Origin of the sequence: Coprococcus eutactus, assembly GCF_025149915.1 — a bacterium.
In the GTDB taxonomy this organism is placed as follows: Bacteria; Bacillota; Clostridia; order Lachnospirales; family Lachnospiraceae; genus Coprococcus; species Coprococcus eutactus.
In genome coordinates this window covers 74,813-91,293 of sequence record NZ_CP102278.1, presented here as the reverse complement: position 1 = coordinate 91,293, position 16,481 = coordinate 74,813, and the positions used below count along the sequence as shown (strand labels likewise).

The window sequence follows — 16,481 nt, the reverse complement described above, 5'->3', positions numbered from 1 at the left end:
ATATTACCTCTCTCTGTTATACGGCATCACTACACACGCCTGCTGAACCAGCTTCATATCTGTCAGACAGCAGACAGCTTCCTGTGCCATATCCTTATCTTCAAACACGCCAAACACTGTAGGTCCACTGCCGCTCATCAGTGCGTTCATAGCACCTTTATCTATCATTATATTCTTTATCTGTTCTATCTCTGGATATTCAGGTATAGTCACCGTCTCCAGTACATTTTCCATTCTGTCAGTCACACCTCTCAGATCACCGCGCTCCAAGGCAGCCACCATTCCATCTATGTCTGGATGTCTCTCAAGCTCCGAGGCCTTCAGATTCTGATAAACCCATTTTGTCGACACGCTCACAGGCGGTTTTGCTATAGCTATATAGCAATCCGGCATCGGTGCGATTCCCGTAAGGATTTCTCCGATTCCCTCCGAGAGCGCAGTTCCCTGCATTATACAATATGGAACATCAGCCCCTATCCTGACTCCCAGTTTCATAAGCTCCCCCTCTGTAAGTCCCAGATCAAAAAGCTTATTCATCGCAACAAATGCCGCTGCAGCATCAGTACTTCCGCCTGCCATACCTGCAGCAACCGGTATCCTCTTGTCAAGGCTGACTTTCACACCTCTTGTTATACCATAGGTACTGCGTACCAGCTCACAGGCTTTATATATTATATTATCTTCCGTGGCTGGCAAAACATCCGAATTGGATTCTATAACAATAGATCCTTCTTTTGTGTCACAAAATGTCAATCTATCGTACAGCTGTACAGTCTGCATTATCATTTTTACCTCATGATAACCATCCTCTCGCTTCCTCACAACATCCAGTCCAAGATTTATCTTTCCATATGCGTTTAACGAAATCTCCATATATCTTCTCCATCTGTTATTTTACTCGGTTTTTCATCACTTTTTTCTTACCGAATAGCCGAATTTACCTATTTTCTTTCCAAGTTCAAAATACTCACCGTGTGAATACGCCACCAGTCCTGTGCTGTTGAGATTGAACTTTCCAGTGCTGTCCATGTATTTCTCGCTGATCTGAACTCCCACGACCTCAGCGATAAACATGTCGTGTGAACCGAGAGGTATGATCTGCTTGACCTTGCACTCTATGTTCACCGGACTCTCCTCTATTCCTGGGCAGGACACATTTACCCCTTTACACTCATGAAGCTTCATATCCTTAAATTTATCCACATCTCTGCCCGATTTCACTCCACAGTAATCCGTTGCAAATGTCAGATCCTCAGTGACAAGATTGATGGTAAACTCGCCAGTCTCCTTTATTATGTCATAGGAATATCTCTCAGGTCTCACCGATATCGACACCATTGCCGGATCGCTGCATATAGTTCCCGCCCATGCTATAGTGACTATATTGGCTTTCTCCCCCGGTCTTTGGCAGCTCACCATCACTGCCGGTACCGGATACAACATATTTCCTGGTTTCCAACTCTGTTTTGACATATCTTTACCTCTTTCCTGTTATTATTGCATACCGCTGCTATATCTGTTCTGTCTTTCATCGCCGTGAAAATGTCCTTATATATGTATGCATTCCTAATCTGACGGGGAACACCACACCGGGTATCTCCCCGTCATATCACAAGCCATCAATTCAACACCGTATATTCTATGCTTTATAATACATGGCAGCCAGCCAAAATACAACATTCCAAATCTCAATCTTTTATCATATACATTGACAGCGAATTTACTATTACAATATGTAAGGCCATCTCAAACGTTACATACCAAGATACTCCGCCGCAAACTAAAATACACGCCGGACCTCTGATAATATACGATGATATATGCTCAGTTATCCAGCGTGCCGTCTTCGTCACTCCAAATATTCTTTTATTATACCCAACGCAGCACCACTGTCATCCGAGACAACATACACTACAAAGTTATCGTGGATATACAGCACAGCATTGTCCAGTCTGCTCACATCAGCCGGCTTGCTGCCTATATACATCTTGACACTGTCATCTCTCCTGACCGTCAGCCGGTCAAATATTACCGACGCAGATCCGGCAGATGACGCTTCAAAAACAGCCATCTCCTCAGCAGTAGCACCCGTGGACATATACACATCCCCATCGCTCACCATGCTGCTGTCGATCCCATAATACTTAAGAGCCCTTTCCAGAGATATCTCTTCCACAGAATCCTCAAACTTCACTCCGTCCGTCAGTTTGCCCGACAATGTATGCACATCGGGCTGGATAACTTCCTGACTGTCGCTCCCCCCACAACCTGTAAGGCCACACATGGCCAACACTCCTACGAGCAACATCATTATCTTTCTGACCATACTATCTCCGTTTCCGTCTATTACACCTGTCGGTTTCTCTGTCTATATCCCAACTTACACATTGTTCTTTATATAGTCTATGATCTTCTGACTATATTCTTTGTTAAAATGTATGCCGTCTGTTCCCACATCATCCGGAAGCACACCGTCTACAGCAACACTGCTCGCTATATCAAGATACTTGACATTGTCATACTCCCGGCACAGCTCCTGAAGGGCCAGGTTGAATCTGTCAACCGCCGGATTGTTGTACACCGAATCCTCCGATGACAACTCCGCAGACACTGGCAGTATGGACATGACGTATATGTCCGCTGCCGGCTGAAGTGCGGTTATCTTATCAAGAAATGTTCTGTACGCGGTTATGAATCTCTCCTTATACCATCCAAGTTCACCTGTTCCAAATGATATATATATGCTGTTGTAGTTAGTCTTTGAAAGCATGTCCGGAACCGTTATCATCTGTCCCGAGCCAGTATCCACGATCTTACTGCTCTCAACCGTTTCTATGTCCAGATTTCTTGTAGCACACACATCCCAGTCCGCCAGATCACTGTAAAGCCCAAGCGTCTCCGCCCTGGAATCTCCCACCAACAGCGATGATGCAAAATAGCTATCGTCCACAATATCATATGAAGGTGCCGGACTTTCATTTATGCTCTCTGATGTACCACCCTCTGGTCTCACCTGTTCCTGTCCGTGAACCTCTTTTCTGAGATTTCCCTGTCCAATAGCACACACAAATACAATCAAAATCGCAAGACCGATGACTCCGTTCAGAAGTCGGTTATTTTTATGATATCTGTTATTATTCTTAGTCACTTTGACCTCCGAGTAATATACACAATTTCCAACACAAAATAAATATACCGGGGATAGTATATCAATTAATGATAAAATAATCAAGAAAACCTTTTTGAGAGAGCATTTTCAATATCTTTTTCACTATTAAAAGATAGACACTTTATTTTCAACGTGGTAGTATTGTAAATAGTTATTATATATAATGTAGAGGAGAATATTATGAACACAATTGCACGTACTATTGATTATAAAGGGGAAACCTGTATTGAACTTATATCCGGAGACTATCGTGCCCTCATCGCTCCATTCAACGGAAGTAATGTGATGAAACTCGAGAACACAGCTCTGGATATTGATGTTTTCAGAAACGATCCTGAACTCACACCTGCACAGCTCAAAGCTGCCGCCGAGATATACGGTATGCCTACCCTGTATCTTCCAAACAGACTTTCACACGGCAATCTCAAGACATCAGACGCAATGTATCATTTCCCATGCAACGATCCTCTTGGCAACCATCTCCATGGTTTCCTTCATCTGAGAAACCACGATGTCAAAGAAGTAACCGCAGACGGCAACAACGCTATAGGAAAGACATCTTATACATATGATGAAAACGACGAATTCTTCTCCACATACCCTGTAAGCTTCAGAGCAGACTTTACATTTACACTTACACCAGAGGGACTCAACTACGAATTCACCCTCACCAATCTATCCGACAGACAGATGCCTTACGGAGTATGTAACCACGTAGCATTCAAGGGACCATTTACAAGCTCAGGCAAGGGTGAGGATGTGCGTCTCTGTGTCCCTGTAGGAGACAAATGGGAACTGGATGAGCACGCAATTCCTACAGAGAAAAATCTTCCTATCACCGACTATGATCTTCAGTACAAGAACGGAACCATGATTCCCGTTCTCAAGGACATAGATAACGACCTTTACACCGCTGAGATGAACGAGCTCGACGGCAAGCCATTCTACGGAGTATATATCACAGACACTGCCACAGGCAAAAGGATCTGCTACGAAGTCGATGACACCATGAAGTTCTGGATCATGTGGAATGACCACGGTGACAAGGGTTACTTCTGCCCAGAGCCAATGAGCTGGAACATTGATGCTCCTAATCTCTCAGGTGATCCTTCTGTTACAGGCTACACAGAGCTTGCACCAGGAGAGTCCAAGACAGTCAGAGAAAGGATATTTACAACAGTTCAGTAATACGATCTGCATATAGACCCAAAGGAAAGGAACGATCATTCCAGGATCAGAGTTTTATATCAAGCTCCATGCCAGGGACGGTCGTTCCTTTCATCTTATTAATTATATTTACGTTTCATTGTCTTATACCTTTTTTTATAATAAAATAAAACTAATAAAAACCATATGTATATTTAATATTAATAGGTTTATTTTGTACAGCTGCAACGTTTATTGTGACTGTACACTAACTCATTCGAGGGAGGAATTTCATGAAAAAATTTTTATTTTTATCTATCGTCTTCTGTTCTCTGTTCTGCTTTAATGGGGTATGCGCAATGGCGGATGAAGGGGATGACCCCGACACTTACTATGTCACGCTTGATGCCGCAGGCGGCAATATATCCGGGGAAGAAAGCATCGAGCTTTCTCAGGCTAAAGAAGACTTTCAGGACATAGACTTGTCCGAATACATCCCTGAACGTGATGGATTTACTTTCACAGGATGGTACAACAAGTCTAAAAAAGTAACCAGCATAAAGAGCTCATATTTCACTGACAAATCAAGCAGGCTTGTCATCGCTGCCATGTACACAAAGGACAGCTACTCCGGGGAAGGGCTTACATTCACCCTTGATGCAAACGGAGGAACCATCAGCGATGCAGAAAGCGGAACCTACGATTTTGACGTTGTCGGCAAATCATACGGCATCGCGTTGGCAGACTACACCCCCGAGAGGGAAGGATACAAGTTCACTGGCTGGAACACAAACGCTGATGGCTCTGGCAAAAATATAAGTATGATATACTACAGTGATTTTGAAAAGGCAGACGATAACGGCTACAATTATACTGATCCTGACGACAATACCAGCAAGAGAAACCTGACTTTCTATGCCCAGTGGGAAAGCGATTCTTCAAAGGGCAAGATCACCATTGGCAAGAAAAGCTGGGATTCCCTTCAGGATGAGATCTCATTTGACACTTACTACAAAAAAGCCGTAAAGGTAACCATATCAGCAGACAAAGATGCAAAGATCGGCTACATCATAAGCGGGGAGCAGCTTTCCGAGGATGCTCTGGCAAACGGTTCATTTACCGAATACGGTGGCGCTTTCACCGTAGGCGATGACGGATCATATGTGATATATGCACAGATAAAGTCAGGCGATAAAACATCATACATATCATCAGAGGGCTTCACCATGGACACAAAGGCTCCTGCATTCAATGGGATAACCAACGACTCTGTTTACTGCTCAGCCGTAGATGTCACACTCATTGAGGATAACCTGGACAAACTGACAGTCAACGGCAAAGAAATTACTTTGGATGATTCAATGTCATTCAAGCTTTCACCTGCAAAGGGTGTGCAGTCATTGGTAGCCACGGATAAGGCCGGCAACAAGACGGAGATATCAGCGACAGTCAACAAAGATCACGTTGCAGCCCCGGACGACAGCAACTGCACAACTCCTATCGTCTGCAAATACTGTGGAAAAGAGCTGTCCAAGGCTCATTCTGAGCACAAGCTCAGCAAATGGAAGAACAACGGCAACGGAACCCATTCAGCAACCTGTCAAAACAAAGACTGCGGTTACAGAGTTACCCAAGACTGTTCTGGGGGAAAAGCAACCTGTACAGAAAAAGCTGTCTGTGCCGTCTGTGGCGCCAAATACGGTCACAAGAGCAAGACAAACCACACAGCCCTGAAAAAAGTAGACGCCGTTGCAGCCACTGCTTCAAAAAGCGGCAATATAGAATACTGGTACTGCTCGGCCTGCGGCAAATATTTCAGTGACAGCAAGGGCACTAAGAATATTAGCAAAGGTGACACAGTTATAAACAAACAGGCACCTAAGATTACAGGAGGCAATGACGTAAAATGGAAAAAATCCAGCAGCGACACGCTTAAGTTCCGCTCAGATGCTGATATTGCCGACTTTGTATGCGTACTTGTGGACAACAATGTTATATCCCCGACATACTACACCAAGAGCGAAGGAAGTACTATAATCGAGTTGAAATTCTCATATCTTGATACGCTCAGTGCCGGAAAGCACACGCTCACAATACGTTCAACCACGGGTGATGCGGTCGCAACTTTCTCTATAGAGGAGAAACCGACCACAACAACTCAGGCGACTACGCAGACAACCACAACCGCCACAACCCAGGCGACTACGCAGGCAACCACGGAAGCAACAACCGATTTTATGCCTTACACAACAGAGCGGACAACTACCGAATACACAATGCACGAGTACACTACAAGGGCAAAGCGCACCACTGAGACCACAACTGAAGTGACAACGGAGCGCAGTTCAAAACAGATAAACAACTATAAGTCAAGCGACACTGTGGATAAGAGAAAAAGCCGTGTCCGCAACCTTCAGCTTGTCATATTAATAACTGTACTTGCAACTATTCTTGCATCGTTCATTATCATACTCATTTCCGGCAGAAAGAAATAGGCAGCCGGAGCAATATAAAAGCCACCGGAGAATGGTACTTATCCACCTGTCGCGCAGACAGGCCCATCATTCACCAGTGGCTTTTATTATTATATCTATGTCGATTCCCTATTATTCTGCGCTCTCCGTCGTATCTGTGCCATTATCCACAGTTCCGCCAAGATACCACTCACCGTCTTTCTCGTAACATATAATGTCCATATCCATCTCATACGGAGAAGTCTGTCCGTCATATGTCAGCATGATTGTTCCCCTAACAGGAACCACATATCCCTTTTTCACGCCCGCTTTATCAGCTGTCTTACTGTATAATGCCTGACTCACAGCATCAAGCTCCTTCGGCGATGCCTCCCGGCCTTCAGCCGTTGTGTACTCAAGAGTATACTGTATCCCATTTTCATTGTACGTCTCAAATATCTTGACGAGCGTATTTATAGAGTCGTCATCCACAGCTTTCCGATCCATGACACTCTTCACCTTATCGACATCCGTATTCTCAAGACCCGACATATAAGTGTCTACCAGCTTTATGCTTTTTGACTTTCCTGTACTAAGTCTTGTCACTGCAAGATACACAACCACAACTATAACTGCCAGCAATACCGCAGACAGAGCTATCGCAACTTTCTTTTTCTTCTCCTTCGCAAGCTCATCCGCTACCTGGACGTCCCTGTCATCAAATCCCATATCCGATGCGCCGCTGCCGCCAACATACACACGTTCCTGCTTATTTCTTTCATTTTTATATGATATATTATTCTGATCACTAGCATTTCTCATACGCCAAAACTCCTGTTCTTTCTATTTTCCGGTGAACGATCCGCCTTATTTCCACCAAGCACCTCTACAGTATACCATAACAGGCAATATTCTCAACACATCAAAACCATGTTTCATTATATGATATGCAAAATGCCACCGGCCATCCCATGGCTAGTTTGTACAAATAGAACCATTACTTTGTTGTCTTTTTACGTCATTTATTATATAATCAAACTGTATGGCTGTCTTTTAAGGGAGAAATAGCACAAAGACGATACAGAAGACTTCAGAGGGGGCTTATGAGAGCTATCTGAAAGCGAACATAATACAATTGGAAGGAAGGTATATGCTACATGAAATTTGGTTATTTTGATGATGCCAACAAGGAGTATGTGATCACATCTCCTAGAACTCCTTATCCTTGGATCAACTACCTTGGAACACAGGATTTCTTTTCACTGATCTCCAACACTGCAGGAGGTTACAGCTTCTACAAGGATGCACGTCTTCGTAGAATCACAAGATATCGTTATAACAACGTGCCTATAGATATGGGCGGACGTTATTTCTATATCAACGACAATGGTACAATATGGAATCCGGGATGGTCACCGGTAAAGACAGAGCTTGACGAGTATCAGTGCCGTCATGGTATGGGATATACAATCATCACAGGTAAGAAGAATGACCTTAAGGCTGAGGTTACTTTCTTTGTTCCTCAGAACTACGCTGGAGAGGTTCAGCAGGTCGTTCTTACAAATGAAGGCTCAGAGGAGAAGACATTCTCATTCTTCTCATTTGAGGAGTGGTGTCTCTGGGATGCACAGGATGACTGCACCAACTTCCAGAGAAACTTCAGTACTGGCCGTGTGGAGGTTGTCGGTTCAACTATCTACCACAAGACAGAATACAGAGACAGACGTGACCATTTCGCATTCTACACAGTGAATGACGAGATCGATGGCTACGATACAGACAGAGATTCATTCATCGGACTTTACAACGGTTTCCACAACCCACAGGCTGTTGAGGCTGGCAAGGCAAATGATTCATTTGCTGATGGATGGTCACCTATCGCTTCACACTACAAGAAGATCACTCTTGCTCCAGGCGAGACAAAGACTCTTGTATTTATACTTGGATATGTTGAGATGCCTGTTGACCAGAAGTTCGAGGCTGACGGCAAGACTATCAACAAGGTAAAGGCTCTCGAGATGATCGAGAAGTACAACACACCTGAGAAGGTTGCTGCAGGTCTTAAGGAACTCAAGGAGCACTGGAACAGACTCTTAGGCATCCTCAACGTTAACACTCCTGATGACAAGGTAAACCGTATGGTAAATATCTGGAATCAGTATCAGTGTATGGTTACATTTAACCTTTCACGTTCAGCTTCATACTTCGAGTCAGGTATCGGCCGTGGTATGGGATTCCGTGATTCCAACCAGGATGTACTCGGATTTGTTCATCAGATCCCTGACCGTGCAAGAGAGAGAATCATCGATATAGCTTCAACACAGTTCCCAGACGGTGGATGCTACCATCAGTACCAGCCACTTACCAAGAAGGGTAACGCAGATATCGGTGGAGACTTCTCAGACGATCCATTATGGCTGATCCTTTCTGTATCAGCTTACATCAAGGAGACAGGCGACTGGGGCATCCTTGACGAGATGGTTCCATATGACAACGATATGTCAATTGCAAAGCCTATGCTTGACCACCTCAAGGTTTCATTCTACAAGATCGTGAACAACCTTGGACCACACGGACTTCCACTTGCAATGAGAGCTGACTGGAACGATTGTATCAACCTTTCATGTTTCTCAGACACACCAGGTGAGAGCTTCCAGACATACACCAACCCTAAGTTCGCTGCTGAAGGCGGATACTCAAAGGTTGCTGAGTCAGTTATGGTTGCTACACTCTTCACATATACAGGTCCTAACTATGTTGCTATTCTCAAGCACCTTGGAATGGACGCTGAGGCTGATGCTGCTCAGGCTGAGATCGACAAGATGAAGGCCAACATCATGGAGTCAGCATGGGACGGCGACTGGTTCCTCAGAGCTTACGATGCAAATGGTGAGAAGATGGGATCTAAGGAGTGCGAGGAAGGCCAGATCTTCATCGAGCCACAGGGATTTGCTATCATGTCTGACATCGGCAAGGATCAGGGCTGCGACAAGAAGACTCTTGCTGCGATCGACGAGAGACTCAATACACAGCACGGACTTGTACTCAACAACCCAGCATTCACAAAGTATTACATCCAGTATGGTGAGATTTCTACATACCCAGGCGGATACAAGGAGAATGCCGGAATATTCACACATAACAATGCATGGATCATCTGTGCCGCTGCTTACGCAGGTGCTGGCGATCAGGCATTTAAGTACTACTCAGAGATAGCTCCTGCTTTCACTGAGGAGACATCAGATATACACAAGACTGAGCCATATGTATACGGCCAGATGATCGGTGGTAAGGATGCCGGATCAGACATCGGCAAGCCAGGCAACCACTTCGGACAGGGCAAGAACTCATGGCTTACAGGTACAGCTGCTTGGAACATGGTAGCTATATCACAGTACATCCTTGGTATCTCAGCAGACTTCGATGGTCTGAAGATTGATCCATCTATACCTGCTGCATGGGATGGAATGACAGCTACTCGTCAGTTCCGTGGTGCTACATACGACATCAAGGTTTCTAACCCTGATCACATCAACAAGGGCGTTAAGAGCGTTGTAGTTGATGGCAATGCTATCGAGGGCAATGTTATTCCAGCATTTGGCGACGGCAAGACTCACACTGTAGAGGTTGTAATGGGTTAATGCATTACATATCACAGCTTGCTGTGATACAGATATAATATACATACAAAAAGACAGCCATCTCTGTTTCAACCACAGAGATGGCTGTTTTTTTATGCCCGTCCCTCCTGGGGGACGGAGGTACCTGACCCCATGGCTACTGGATTAACAACATGGGATCTACCGGATTCCCGTCTTTTTCTATTGCAAAGTAGAGATTTGTTCCCTCTTTGGTGTAGAACCGGCTTGGCTCGCCAATAGTTCCTACGACATCACCAGCTTCCAGATACTCTCCGAGGGCAACCTTTATATCCTCAAACTGTCCAAGTGTAACTACATAGCCATTGCCCAGGTCAAGTTTTACATAGTTTCCCAGTTCGGAATTGCTTGACACCTCAGCCACCTTACACTTGTATACCGCCTTTACCTCATCGCCGGTCTTTGCCTCGATCACCATGGCAGGGCTGCATTTGTACTCCTTTAATGTCTCAAAGTACACTGTGGTATCCATGCTGTACGGAATTATCACATTTCCAGTCAAAGGCCAGCTTATACTCTCTTTTGGATCATAGCTGAGAGTCTCCTCTCCACCTGTTGCGGCGGACACTGCCTCACTGTCTTCCTGTGTATTCTCAGAATCCACATCACTCTGCCCAGCATCATCTTTAGTTATCTCAGCATCTGTATCTCCGCCATCCAGATCTGCAGCTGAATCTTCTGCATATGTGCTGTCCGCAGTCGCATCACGCTCCACATCATTGCGTGTACCATCCTCTGTGCCTGCATTTTTATCCTTGCCACTTAACGTCTCTTTTGTCTGCATGCCTGACTCAGATGTATCTCCATACGGTGTATTCTGTCCGATCACAATATTTTTTTCCTTTGAATTTGTCTTTGCGTTATAAAGTCCCAGCACCGTCACAAGCACAGCCATGCCTGTGATGAGCGAGATATAGAAGATATTCTTCTTTACTCCGCTTAAAAATTTCTTCATATTCATCACCTCATTTGTAGCATGCACAGATGATCCGGAAATTATACAACTATTGGAAATTTTGTTTTCTATTTTGATACAGTTACCCCTGTGTAATAATATTGGATTATCTCATCATAACTCTCACCATTTGCCGCCAGCAATGCTGCGCCATAGAGTGACATTCCAAGGGAGTTTCCCACACCTACAGTTATCACCCTGTAATCTTCTCCCGGCTTGTCTATATGTACATTTGTGGACTGCAGGCCGAGCTGTCTGCAGAAATCATCCGCATTTATCTCACATCCAAATACATTTACAGTTCTGGCAAATCCTGATGCTGTGGCGTCCGACACCCTGACATCTTCACCACTCTCCGTCTGGCTCTGTGACAGCCATCTGTCAAATGTTTTTCTGAGTCTATCCCCACCGAACATCAATGTTGTTGAAAAATCAGACGCCATCCTGTCAGCGCCGCTGTCCACCTGTCTTAAATACGGAATGTCATATCCATATAACTCTTCCGCACTCACAGTATGTCCAACACTGACTACGTGATACACAGGCAGTATGACCTGTCCATCATATCGGATGGCAACGCCCCTTGTGTTTGACACTGCCGCATGTGAACGTCTTGCCACGTTTCTGTACTCGTCCCCCCATTTTTCCTTCAGCTCCGCATATGTATATCTGATCTCTCGCAGCTCCGATTCATTTATAAGGTCATTTTTCCCAGTCTGAGACGTATCCTGATTTTCCATCTGGTAATACACTCCCGTGCGCAGGACTACAGCCATCGCCTTGAGCATTTCTTCATTCCAGTCGTCCTGCATCATCCCCATGAGCACCGACTCTATATACTCCTCCACGTCCATCAGATCATACTGCCCATCTTCATATACACATACGCTTTTTCCACTGGGTTGTCCCTCCGACAGACTGACCGGATATCTGTATCTGGCATAGATAGAAGAAATTATATATGACAACAACACAGCCACCGCAATACCTATAATGACAGTTCTCAATTTCTGCATATTCTCCCCCCTGTTATGTCTATATCTTCCCGGAAATTAATCACACACTCTCCATAACGGACCCACCACTTCCTGATACTATGTATATCCATTTGTTTTCGATTATATGAATACAGTTGCAAACAGTGTTAACCTTCAAAACGACAACTCTCTTTGTGGATAATTTATTGTGCTCTCTCTACGGATAATTTATTGACAAATGGAACATGACATAATATGATAGTAGCGTATTCAAGATTAACGGTTCGATTGCTATATAAGGTAAACTTTTCTTTGGAGTATTCTCTGTAAGATATTCTCTATAGGGTATATTGTAGTGTTTTCATTGAGTACAAAATTTCAACATTTTAGGAGGTACTCGTGATGAAGAACGGTACAGTTAAGTGGTTCAACGGAGAAAAGGGTTATGGATTCATCTCAGACGATGAAACAGGAAAGGACGTATTTGTTCATTTTTCAGCTATCAACGCTGATGGATATAAGACTCTTAACGAGGGACAGAAGGTTTCTTTTGATGTAGAGGCAGATCCAAAGGATGCTTCTAAGGAGAGAGCAACAAACGTAACAGTTGTAGCTTAATTAGCTGGCACTGACATGTGGTTGTAAACCATATCATCATATGACTTAAGGTCATAAAAGAAGCCGGAATACAGATGATTCTTTTCATTCTGTATTCCGGCTTCTTTTATTTATGCTTTGCTTCCAAGTGCTTTTTTGCGTGCTCTATATTTTGATCTTATGTATCTACCAGCTACCGACAATTCAGTAGTCTTCCATTTGCTTGTTTTCTTCGTCTTAGAAGAGAGCAGTGAACATGACTCATTCTTGTTGCTAAGACTCCAGCAGAAATAGCTTATATTGTACTTGTTGAGCTTGCCGAGCCACTTGCCCGTGTAGGAGGAGTTTATTCCGCCTCCGCCACCCGCAGCTGACATTCCAAATTCTGTAACCATGACTGCTATGCCCTTCTTTCTTGCATAGTCAAGCTTTGCAGGCAGATATTTATTGTGGCTCCATTCGTTTGCATAAAAATGAAGTGAGTACATGATATTCTTGTATCCCTTTATAGGACTGTTTGCGACCTCATTGTGTGTACCATCAGATCCGAGCTGTGACCATGTCGGCGTTCCAACTACTATTATCGCTTTCTTATCATATTTTCTTATCACTTTAATGACCTGTGTTGCATATGACTTGATCGATGTCCAGCTACAGCCATTCGGCTCATTGCATATCTCATATATGACATTCTTCTGATTCTTGTACTTGTTGGACATCGTAGCAAAGAATTTCTTCGCCTGCGCAAGCTGGGTCATAGGATTGCCATCATTCAATATATGCCAGTCGATTATGACATACATTCCAAGCTCTGTAGCATATTTTACACCCTTGTATATCTGGTTTCTGAGCTGTGCCTGATTGCCGCCTGAGCAGTAGCCATTGTACTCGGAAGTATACATCGCAAGTCTCACTGCATTTGCGCCCCAGTCATCGCGAAGTGTCTGGAATGCTGCCTTATTCACGTAAGGATATCCCACATCCCAGTTGATACCATGGGTACTGACTCCCCTGAGCTGGAACTTTCTGCCCTTTGCATCCACCAGATCCGCTCCCTTCACAGCAAGCCTGCCATGGGTTGCAAGCGGAGTCTTCGCCGCAGCAAATGCATCTGCATCCGGCTGGATCTCTGCCACCGTAAATACCATGACAAATACTAGCAGAAGTGAAACGATTCTCTGCCATACTCTTCTTCTTTTCATATGTATATAACCCCCTTTTTGAATACTGACCCTGCAAATTCGCCTTATGCAAATTGCCGGTGCCATTAGTTTCCCGCGAAAACTATATATATTTATCATACCATAGCTACGAAGAAATTGACAAGTTTTGCAGCTATTTTGCAACATGGCAACATGTTTTCGGTTATGTTGATTATTCTAATATATTTATATATAATATTATTATCTAAATATATGCAGGGGATTATATATGCTTACACATACACTTTATACAATCGTCGAGATGCTAAATTACTTTCTTATTTTCTATATTTTTTTCGGGAGGCTGCCTGCTAAAGGTGTACCTAAATATATAGTTTTCTTATGCAGCATTTTCGCTTTTAATTTGCTGCCATTAAATGTGGAACTAGACACATATGTATTTTTCGCACTTGGCTTTCTGATGTCCATCTTCCTTGTCAACGGCAGCAAACAGGAAAATATGATTAACTTTATAAGTGTGTTTACACTAAATCATATTTTTTCACTGCTGTTTCTGTATTTTTTTGCGATTGTTAAGGATATATCATTTGAAAATGCGGCAGGGGTTTTGACTTATTGTATATTTACCAATTTGGCTGTAACACTGTCTCTTTCAATCAGCATCCTGTGTATCAAGCTTACCGACATCCATGCTGATCCTTTCATTATTTTCCACTCTAAAATCTATTATATTTTGCTTGCAGGCTCCTTATTTATAGTTTCTGGAATTATCGGTACATTGCAGGCTCTGACTCAATTTTCTAATATCAACTATTACATACTAAACATGGCATCACTATTTTTCATTATACTGATAATTATATTTTTTTTGATGTGGATTGCATTATCTAATATATACAGAAAACAATTATTTCATAAACACCAGGAGGAGCTTGCCAGGCTGAGAATGTCTGATCAGGAAAAACAATTTACGATAATTCACGACAGCGATGCTGCCTTGAGGAGATTCAGGCATGACTCTGCAAACCACATAACGATACTAAACAGCCTGTTAAATTCTCAGAAATATTCCGAGGCAGCTCTCTATCTTAAAAGTCTGGGTATTGCATTCGAAGAGACAAACTGCGTTACATACACAAATATAGCTGCTGTAAACGCAGTTGTATCTCACTATCATCAGAAAATTAAAAATAAAAAATTTGAATTCAACTGGATTAATTCATGTATTTCTATTCCCAGCAATATAGACGCTTTCGACATTTGCACAGTCCTTGATAATATACTTTCAAATGCACTGGAGGCATGTGAAAAGATCCCTGCCGACACCGAAATACAGCCAGCGATAAATATTGATTTATCTGTCAGGAATTCGCATTTAGTAATACATCAGTCAAATACAACTGCATCTCCAGCAGTTATTGATGCAAATGGACTTCCTCTCACCACCAAAAATGACAAAGCCGCTCACGGTTTCGGAATTTCAAACATCAAACATACCATAGACAAATATAACGGAGTATTTAAATTCAGGCAAAGCAACAGTCTTTCTTACATTGACATAATTATGTAAACCATATAGCCGTCAGTATACCACACCTGAACCATATACCAATAGGAGGAAACACATGATATATATCGGAATCTGTGACGATGAAACCATACATCAAATTAAAAACCGAGATTGCTGCGAACAATTTTTTTCTGGTAAAAACATAGACCACTCTTATATTTTTTTCCATTCAATCTTTGATGTTTTATCATATAGTTCTCATCACATTTCCGTATTGCTGCTTGATATAGAAATGAATGATTCCATCAATGGTGTACAGCTCATGCACAGACTCCAGCACAGCCGTTTTGTCGGATCTATTATATTTATATCCAGCCATACCAATTATGTATATGATAGTTTCAGTCCTAAAACAATTGGGTTCTGTCCAAAGCCAATCAAAATAGAGAGATTATTTCCGCTATTAGAATCTTCCCTCCGCAGCCACTGCAGTAATCACCCTGTTTCATTCAACAGCGCTCCAGAGGGAAAAATCTATCCTGGTGACATCATATACATATATTCAACCGGACACTATATCAATGTTGTAACGTACTCATCCGGCAATCACCTATTCGTTATGGATATCAAAGGTGCAGAAAATATATTGCAGAACACCAACATAATTAGAATTCACAAGTCATACATGGTCAACATGTCCTGCATAAAAAGTGTCAATTCCTCTGATATTACTTTATTAGAAAGCATCATTGAGATCAGGCATCTTCCTGTTGGTCGCTCATATCGAAACCAGGTAAAGGCTTTGTATACCGAATATCTGCTCAAATATTAGAGTGCATGGCACCCCGTCCA

At 43.1% G+C, this 16,481-nt stretch carries 14 protein-coding genes; 6 read left to right on the top strand and 8 right to left on the bottom strand.

What is annotated here, in order from left to right; translation table 11 throughout:
• Positions 1-3: 3 nt before the first annotated feature.
• The 4 genes from ispE to NQ536_RS00335 form a co-directional block, all read right to left on the bottom strand.
• Complete coding sequence (gene ispE, locus NQ536_RS00350) at positions 4-873, bottom strand: 4-(cytidine 5'-diphospho)-2-C-methyl-D-erythritol kinase (RefSeq protein WP_004852351.1); 870 nt, start codon at positions 871-873, stop codon at positions 4-6.
• Positions 874-909: 36 nt separating this feature from the next.
• On the bottom strand, positions 910-1,473 hold the full coding sequence (locus tag NQ536_RS00345) for a flavin reductase family protein (RefSeq protein WP_004852353.1): 564 nt from the start codon (positions 1,471-1,473) through the stop codon (positions 910-912).
• Positions 1,474-1,849: 376 nt separating this feature from the next.
• Positions 1,850-2,326 (bottom strand): DUF4358 domain-containing protein, encoded by a 477-nt coding sequence (locus NQ536_RS00340; protein WP_004852359.1) that lies wholly within the window; start codon positions 2,324-2,326, stop codon positions 1,850-1,852.
• A gap of 54 nt (positions 2,327-2,380) precedes the next feature.
• Complete coding sequence (locus tag NQ536_RS00335; RefSeq protein WP_004852362.1) at positions 2,381-3,148, bottom strand: GDSL-type esterase/lipase family protein; 768 nt, start codon at positions 3,146-3,148, stop codon at positions 2,381-2,383.
• A 201-nt stretch (positions 3,149-3,349) separates the two neighbouring features.
• Between NQ536_RS00335 and NQ536_RS00330 the strand changes: the two genes are divergently transcribed.
• Together NQ536_RS00330 and NQ536_RS00325 are read left to right on the top strand one after the other, a co-directional pair.
• Positions 3,350-4,357: an aldose 1-epimerase gene (locus tag NQ536_RS00330; protein ID WP_004852364.1), complete on the top strand. Its 1,008-nt coding sequence runs from the start codon at positions 3,350-3,352 to the stop codon at positions 4,355-4,357.
• A gap of 251 nt (positions 4,358-4,608) precedes the next feature.
• Entirely contained in the window at positions 4,609-6,810 is a 2,202-nt protein-coding gene (locus NQ536_RS00325) for an InlB B-repeat-containing protein (RefSeq protein WP_044998153.1), read from the top strand.
• Between the two features lie 111 nt (positions 6,811-6,921).
• Here NQ536_RS00325 and NQ536_RS00320 read toward each other — a convergent pair whose 3' ends face one another.
• A complete protein-coding gene (locus tag NQ536_RS00320) occupies positions 6,922-7,590 on the bottom strand; it encodes a hypothetical protein (RefSeq protein ID WP_004852367.1) in 669 nt (222 codons plus the stop codon).
• A gap of 335 nt (positions 7,591-7,925) precedes the next feature.
• Between NQ536_RS00320 and NQ536_RS00315 the strand changes: the two genes are divergently transcribed.
• Positions 7,926-10,409: a GH36-type glycosyl hydrolase domain-containing protein gene (locus NQ536_RS00315; protein WP_004852369.1), complete on the top strand. Its 2,484-nt coding sequence runs from the start codon at positions 7,926-7,928 to the stop codon at positions 10,407-10,409.
• A gap of 136 nt (positions 10,410-10,545) precedes the next feature.
• Here the strand turns inward: NQ536_RS00315 and NQ536_RS00310 are convergent, their stop codons facing one another.
• Both NQ536_RS00310 and NQ536_RS00305 read right to left on the bottom strand, forming a co-directional pair.
• Positions 10,546-11,382 (bottom strand): M23 family metallopeptidase, encoded by an 837-nt coding sequence (locus tag NQ536_RS00310; protein WP_147565415.1) that lies wholly within the window; start codon positions 11,380-11,382, stop codon positions 10,546-10,548.
• Between the two features lie 68 nt (positions 11,383-11,450).
• Positions 11,451-12,398, bottom strand: a complete 948-nt coding sequence (locus tag NQ536_RS00305) for a SpoIID/LytB domain-containing protein (protein ID WP_004852373.1) — start codon at positions 12,396-12,398, stop codon at positions 11,451-11,453.
• 363 nt (positions 12,399-12,761) lie between these two features.
• Between NQ536_RS00305 and NQ536_RS00300 the strand changes: the two genes are divergently transcribed.
• A complete protein-coding gene (locus NQ536_RS00300) occupies positions 12,762-12,977 on the top strand; it encodes a cold-shock protein (protein WP_004852375.1) in 216 nt (71 codons plus the stop codon).
• A 110-nt stretch (positions 12,978-13,087) separates the two neighbouring features.
• Here NQ536_RS00300 and NQ536_RS00295 read toward each other — a convergent pair whose 3' ends face one another.
• The gene (locus NQ536_RS00295; RefSeq protein WP_044998154.1) at positions 13,088-14,158 is read right to left on the bottom strand and encodes a glycoside hydrolase family 5 protein; all 1,071 of its coding nucleotides are present in this window, start codon (positions 14,156-14,158) and stop codon (positions 13,088-13,090) included.
• A gap of 229 nt (positions 14,159-14,387) precedes the next feature.
• On the opposite strand from NQ536_RS00295, the gene NQ536_RS00290 reads away from it, so the two are divergent.
• Positions 14,388-15,689: a sensor histidine kinase gene (locus NQ536_RS00290; RefSeq protein WP_004852377.1), complete on the top strand. Its 1,302-nt coding sequence runs from the start codon at positions 14,388-14,390 to the stop codon at positions 15,687-15,689.
• A 55-nt stretch (positions 15,690-15,744) separates the two neighbouring features.
• Positions 15,745-16,461 (top strand): LytR/AlgR family response regulator transcription factor, encoded by a 717-nt coding sequence (locus NQ536_RS00285; RefSeq protein WP_004852381.1) that lies wholly within the window; start codon positions 15,745-15,747, stop codon positions 16,459-16,461.
• The last annotated feature ends 20 nt before the right edge of the window (positions 16,462-16,481 follow it).

Bases quoted from the DNA above. Each gene is read 5' to 3' on its own strand.
- NQ536_RS00305 (WP_004852373.1), bottom strand. From the start codon at position 12,398: ATGCAGAAATTGAGAACTGTCATTATAGGTATTGCGGTGGCTGTGTTG.
- NQ536_RS00290 (WP_004852377.1), top strand. From the start codon at position 14,388: ATGCTTACACATACACTTTATACAATCGTCGAGATGCTAAATTACTTT.
- NQ536_RS00315 (WP_004852369.1), top strand. From the start codon at position 7,926: ATGAAATTTGGTTATTTTGATGATGCCAACAAGGAGTATGTGATCACA.
- NQ536_RS00340 (WP_004852359.1), bottom strand. From the start codon at position 2,326: ATGGTCAGAAAGATAATGATGTTGCTCGTAGGAGTGTTGGCCATGTGT.
- NQ536_RS00325 (WP_044998153.1), top strand. From the start codon at position 4,609: ATGAAAAAATTTTTATTTTTATCTATCGTCTTCTGTTCTCTGTTCTGC.
- NQ536_RS00285 (WP_004852381.1), top strand. From the start codon at position 15,745: ATGATATATATCGGAATCTGTGACGATGAAACCATACATCAAATTAAA.
- NQ536_RS00310 (WP_147565415.1), bottom strand. From the start codon at position 11,382: ATGAAGAAATTTTTAAGCGGAGTAAAGAAGAATATCTTCTATATCTCG.
- NQ536_RS00345 (WP_004852353.1), bottom strand. From the start codon at position 1,473: ATGTCAAAACAGAGTTGGAAACCAGGAAATATGTTGTATCCGGTACCG.
- NQ536_RS00295 (WP_044998154.1), bottom strand. From the start codon at position 14,158: ATGAAAAGAAGAAGAGTATGGCAGAGAATCGTTTCACTTCTGCTAGTA.
- NQ536_RS00330 (WP_004852364.1), top strand. From the start codon at position 3,350: ATGAACACAATTGCACGTACTATTGATTATAAAGGGGAAACCTGTATT.
- ispE (WP_004852351.1), bottom strand. From the start codon at position 873: ATGGAGATTTCGTTAAACGCATATGGAAAGATAAATCTTGGACTGGAT.
- NQ536_RS00300 (WP_004852375.1), top strand. From the start codon at position 12,762: ATGAAGAACGGTACAGTTAAGTGGTTCAACGGAGAAAAGGGTTATGGA.
- NQ536_RS00320 (WP_004852367.1), bottom strand. From the start codon at position 7,590: ATGAGAAATGCTAGTGATCAGAATAATATATCATATAAAAATGAAAGA.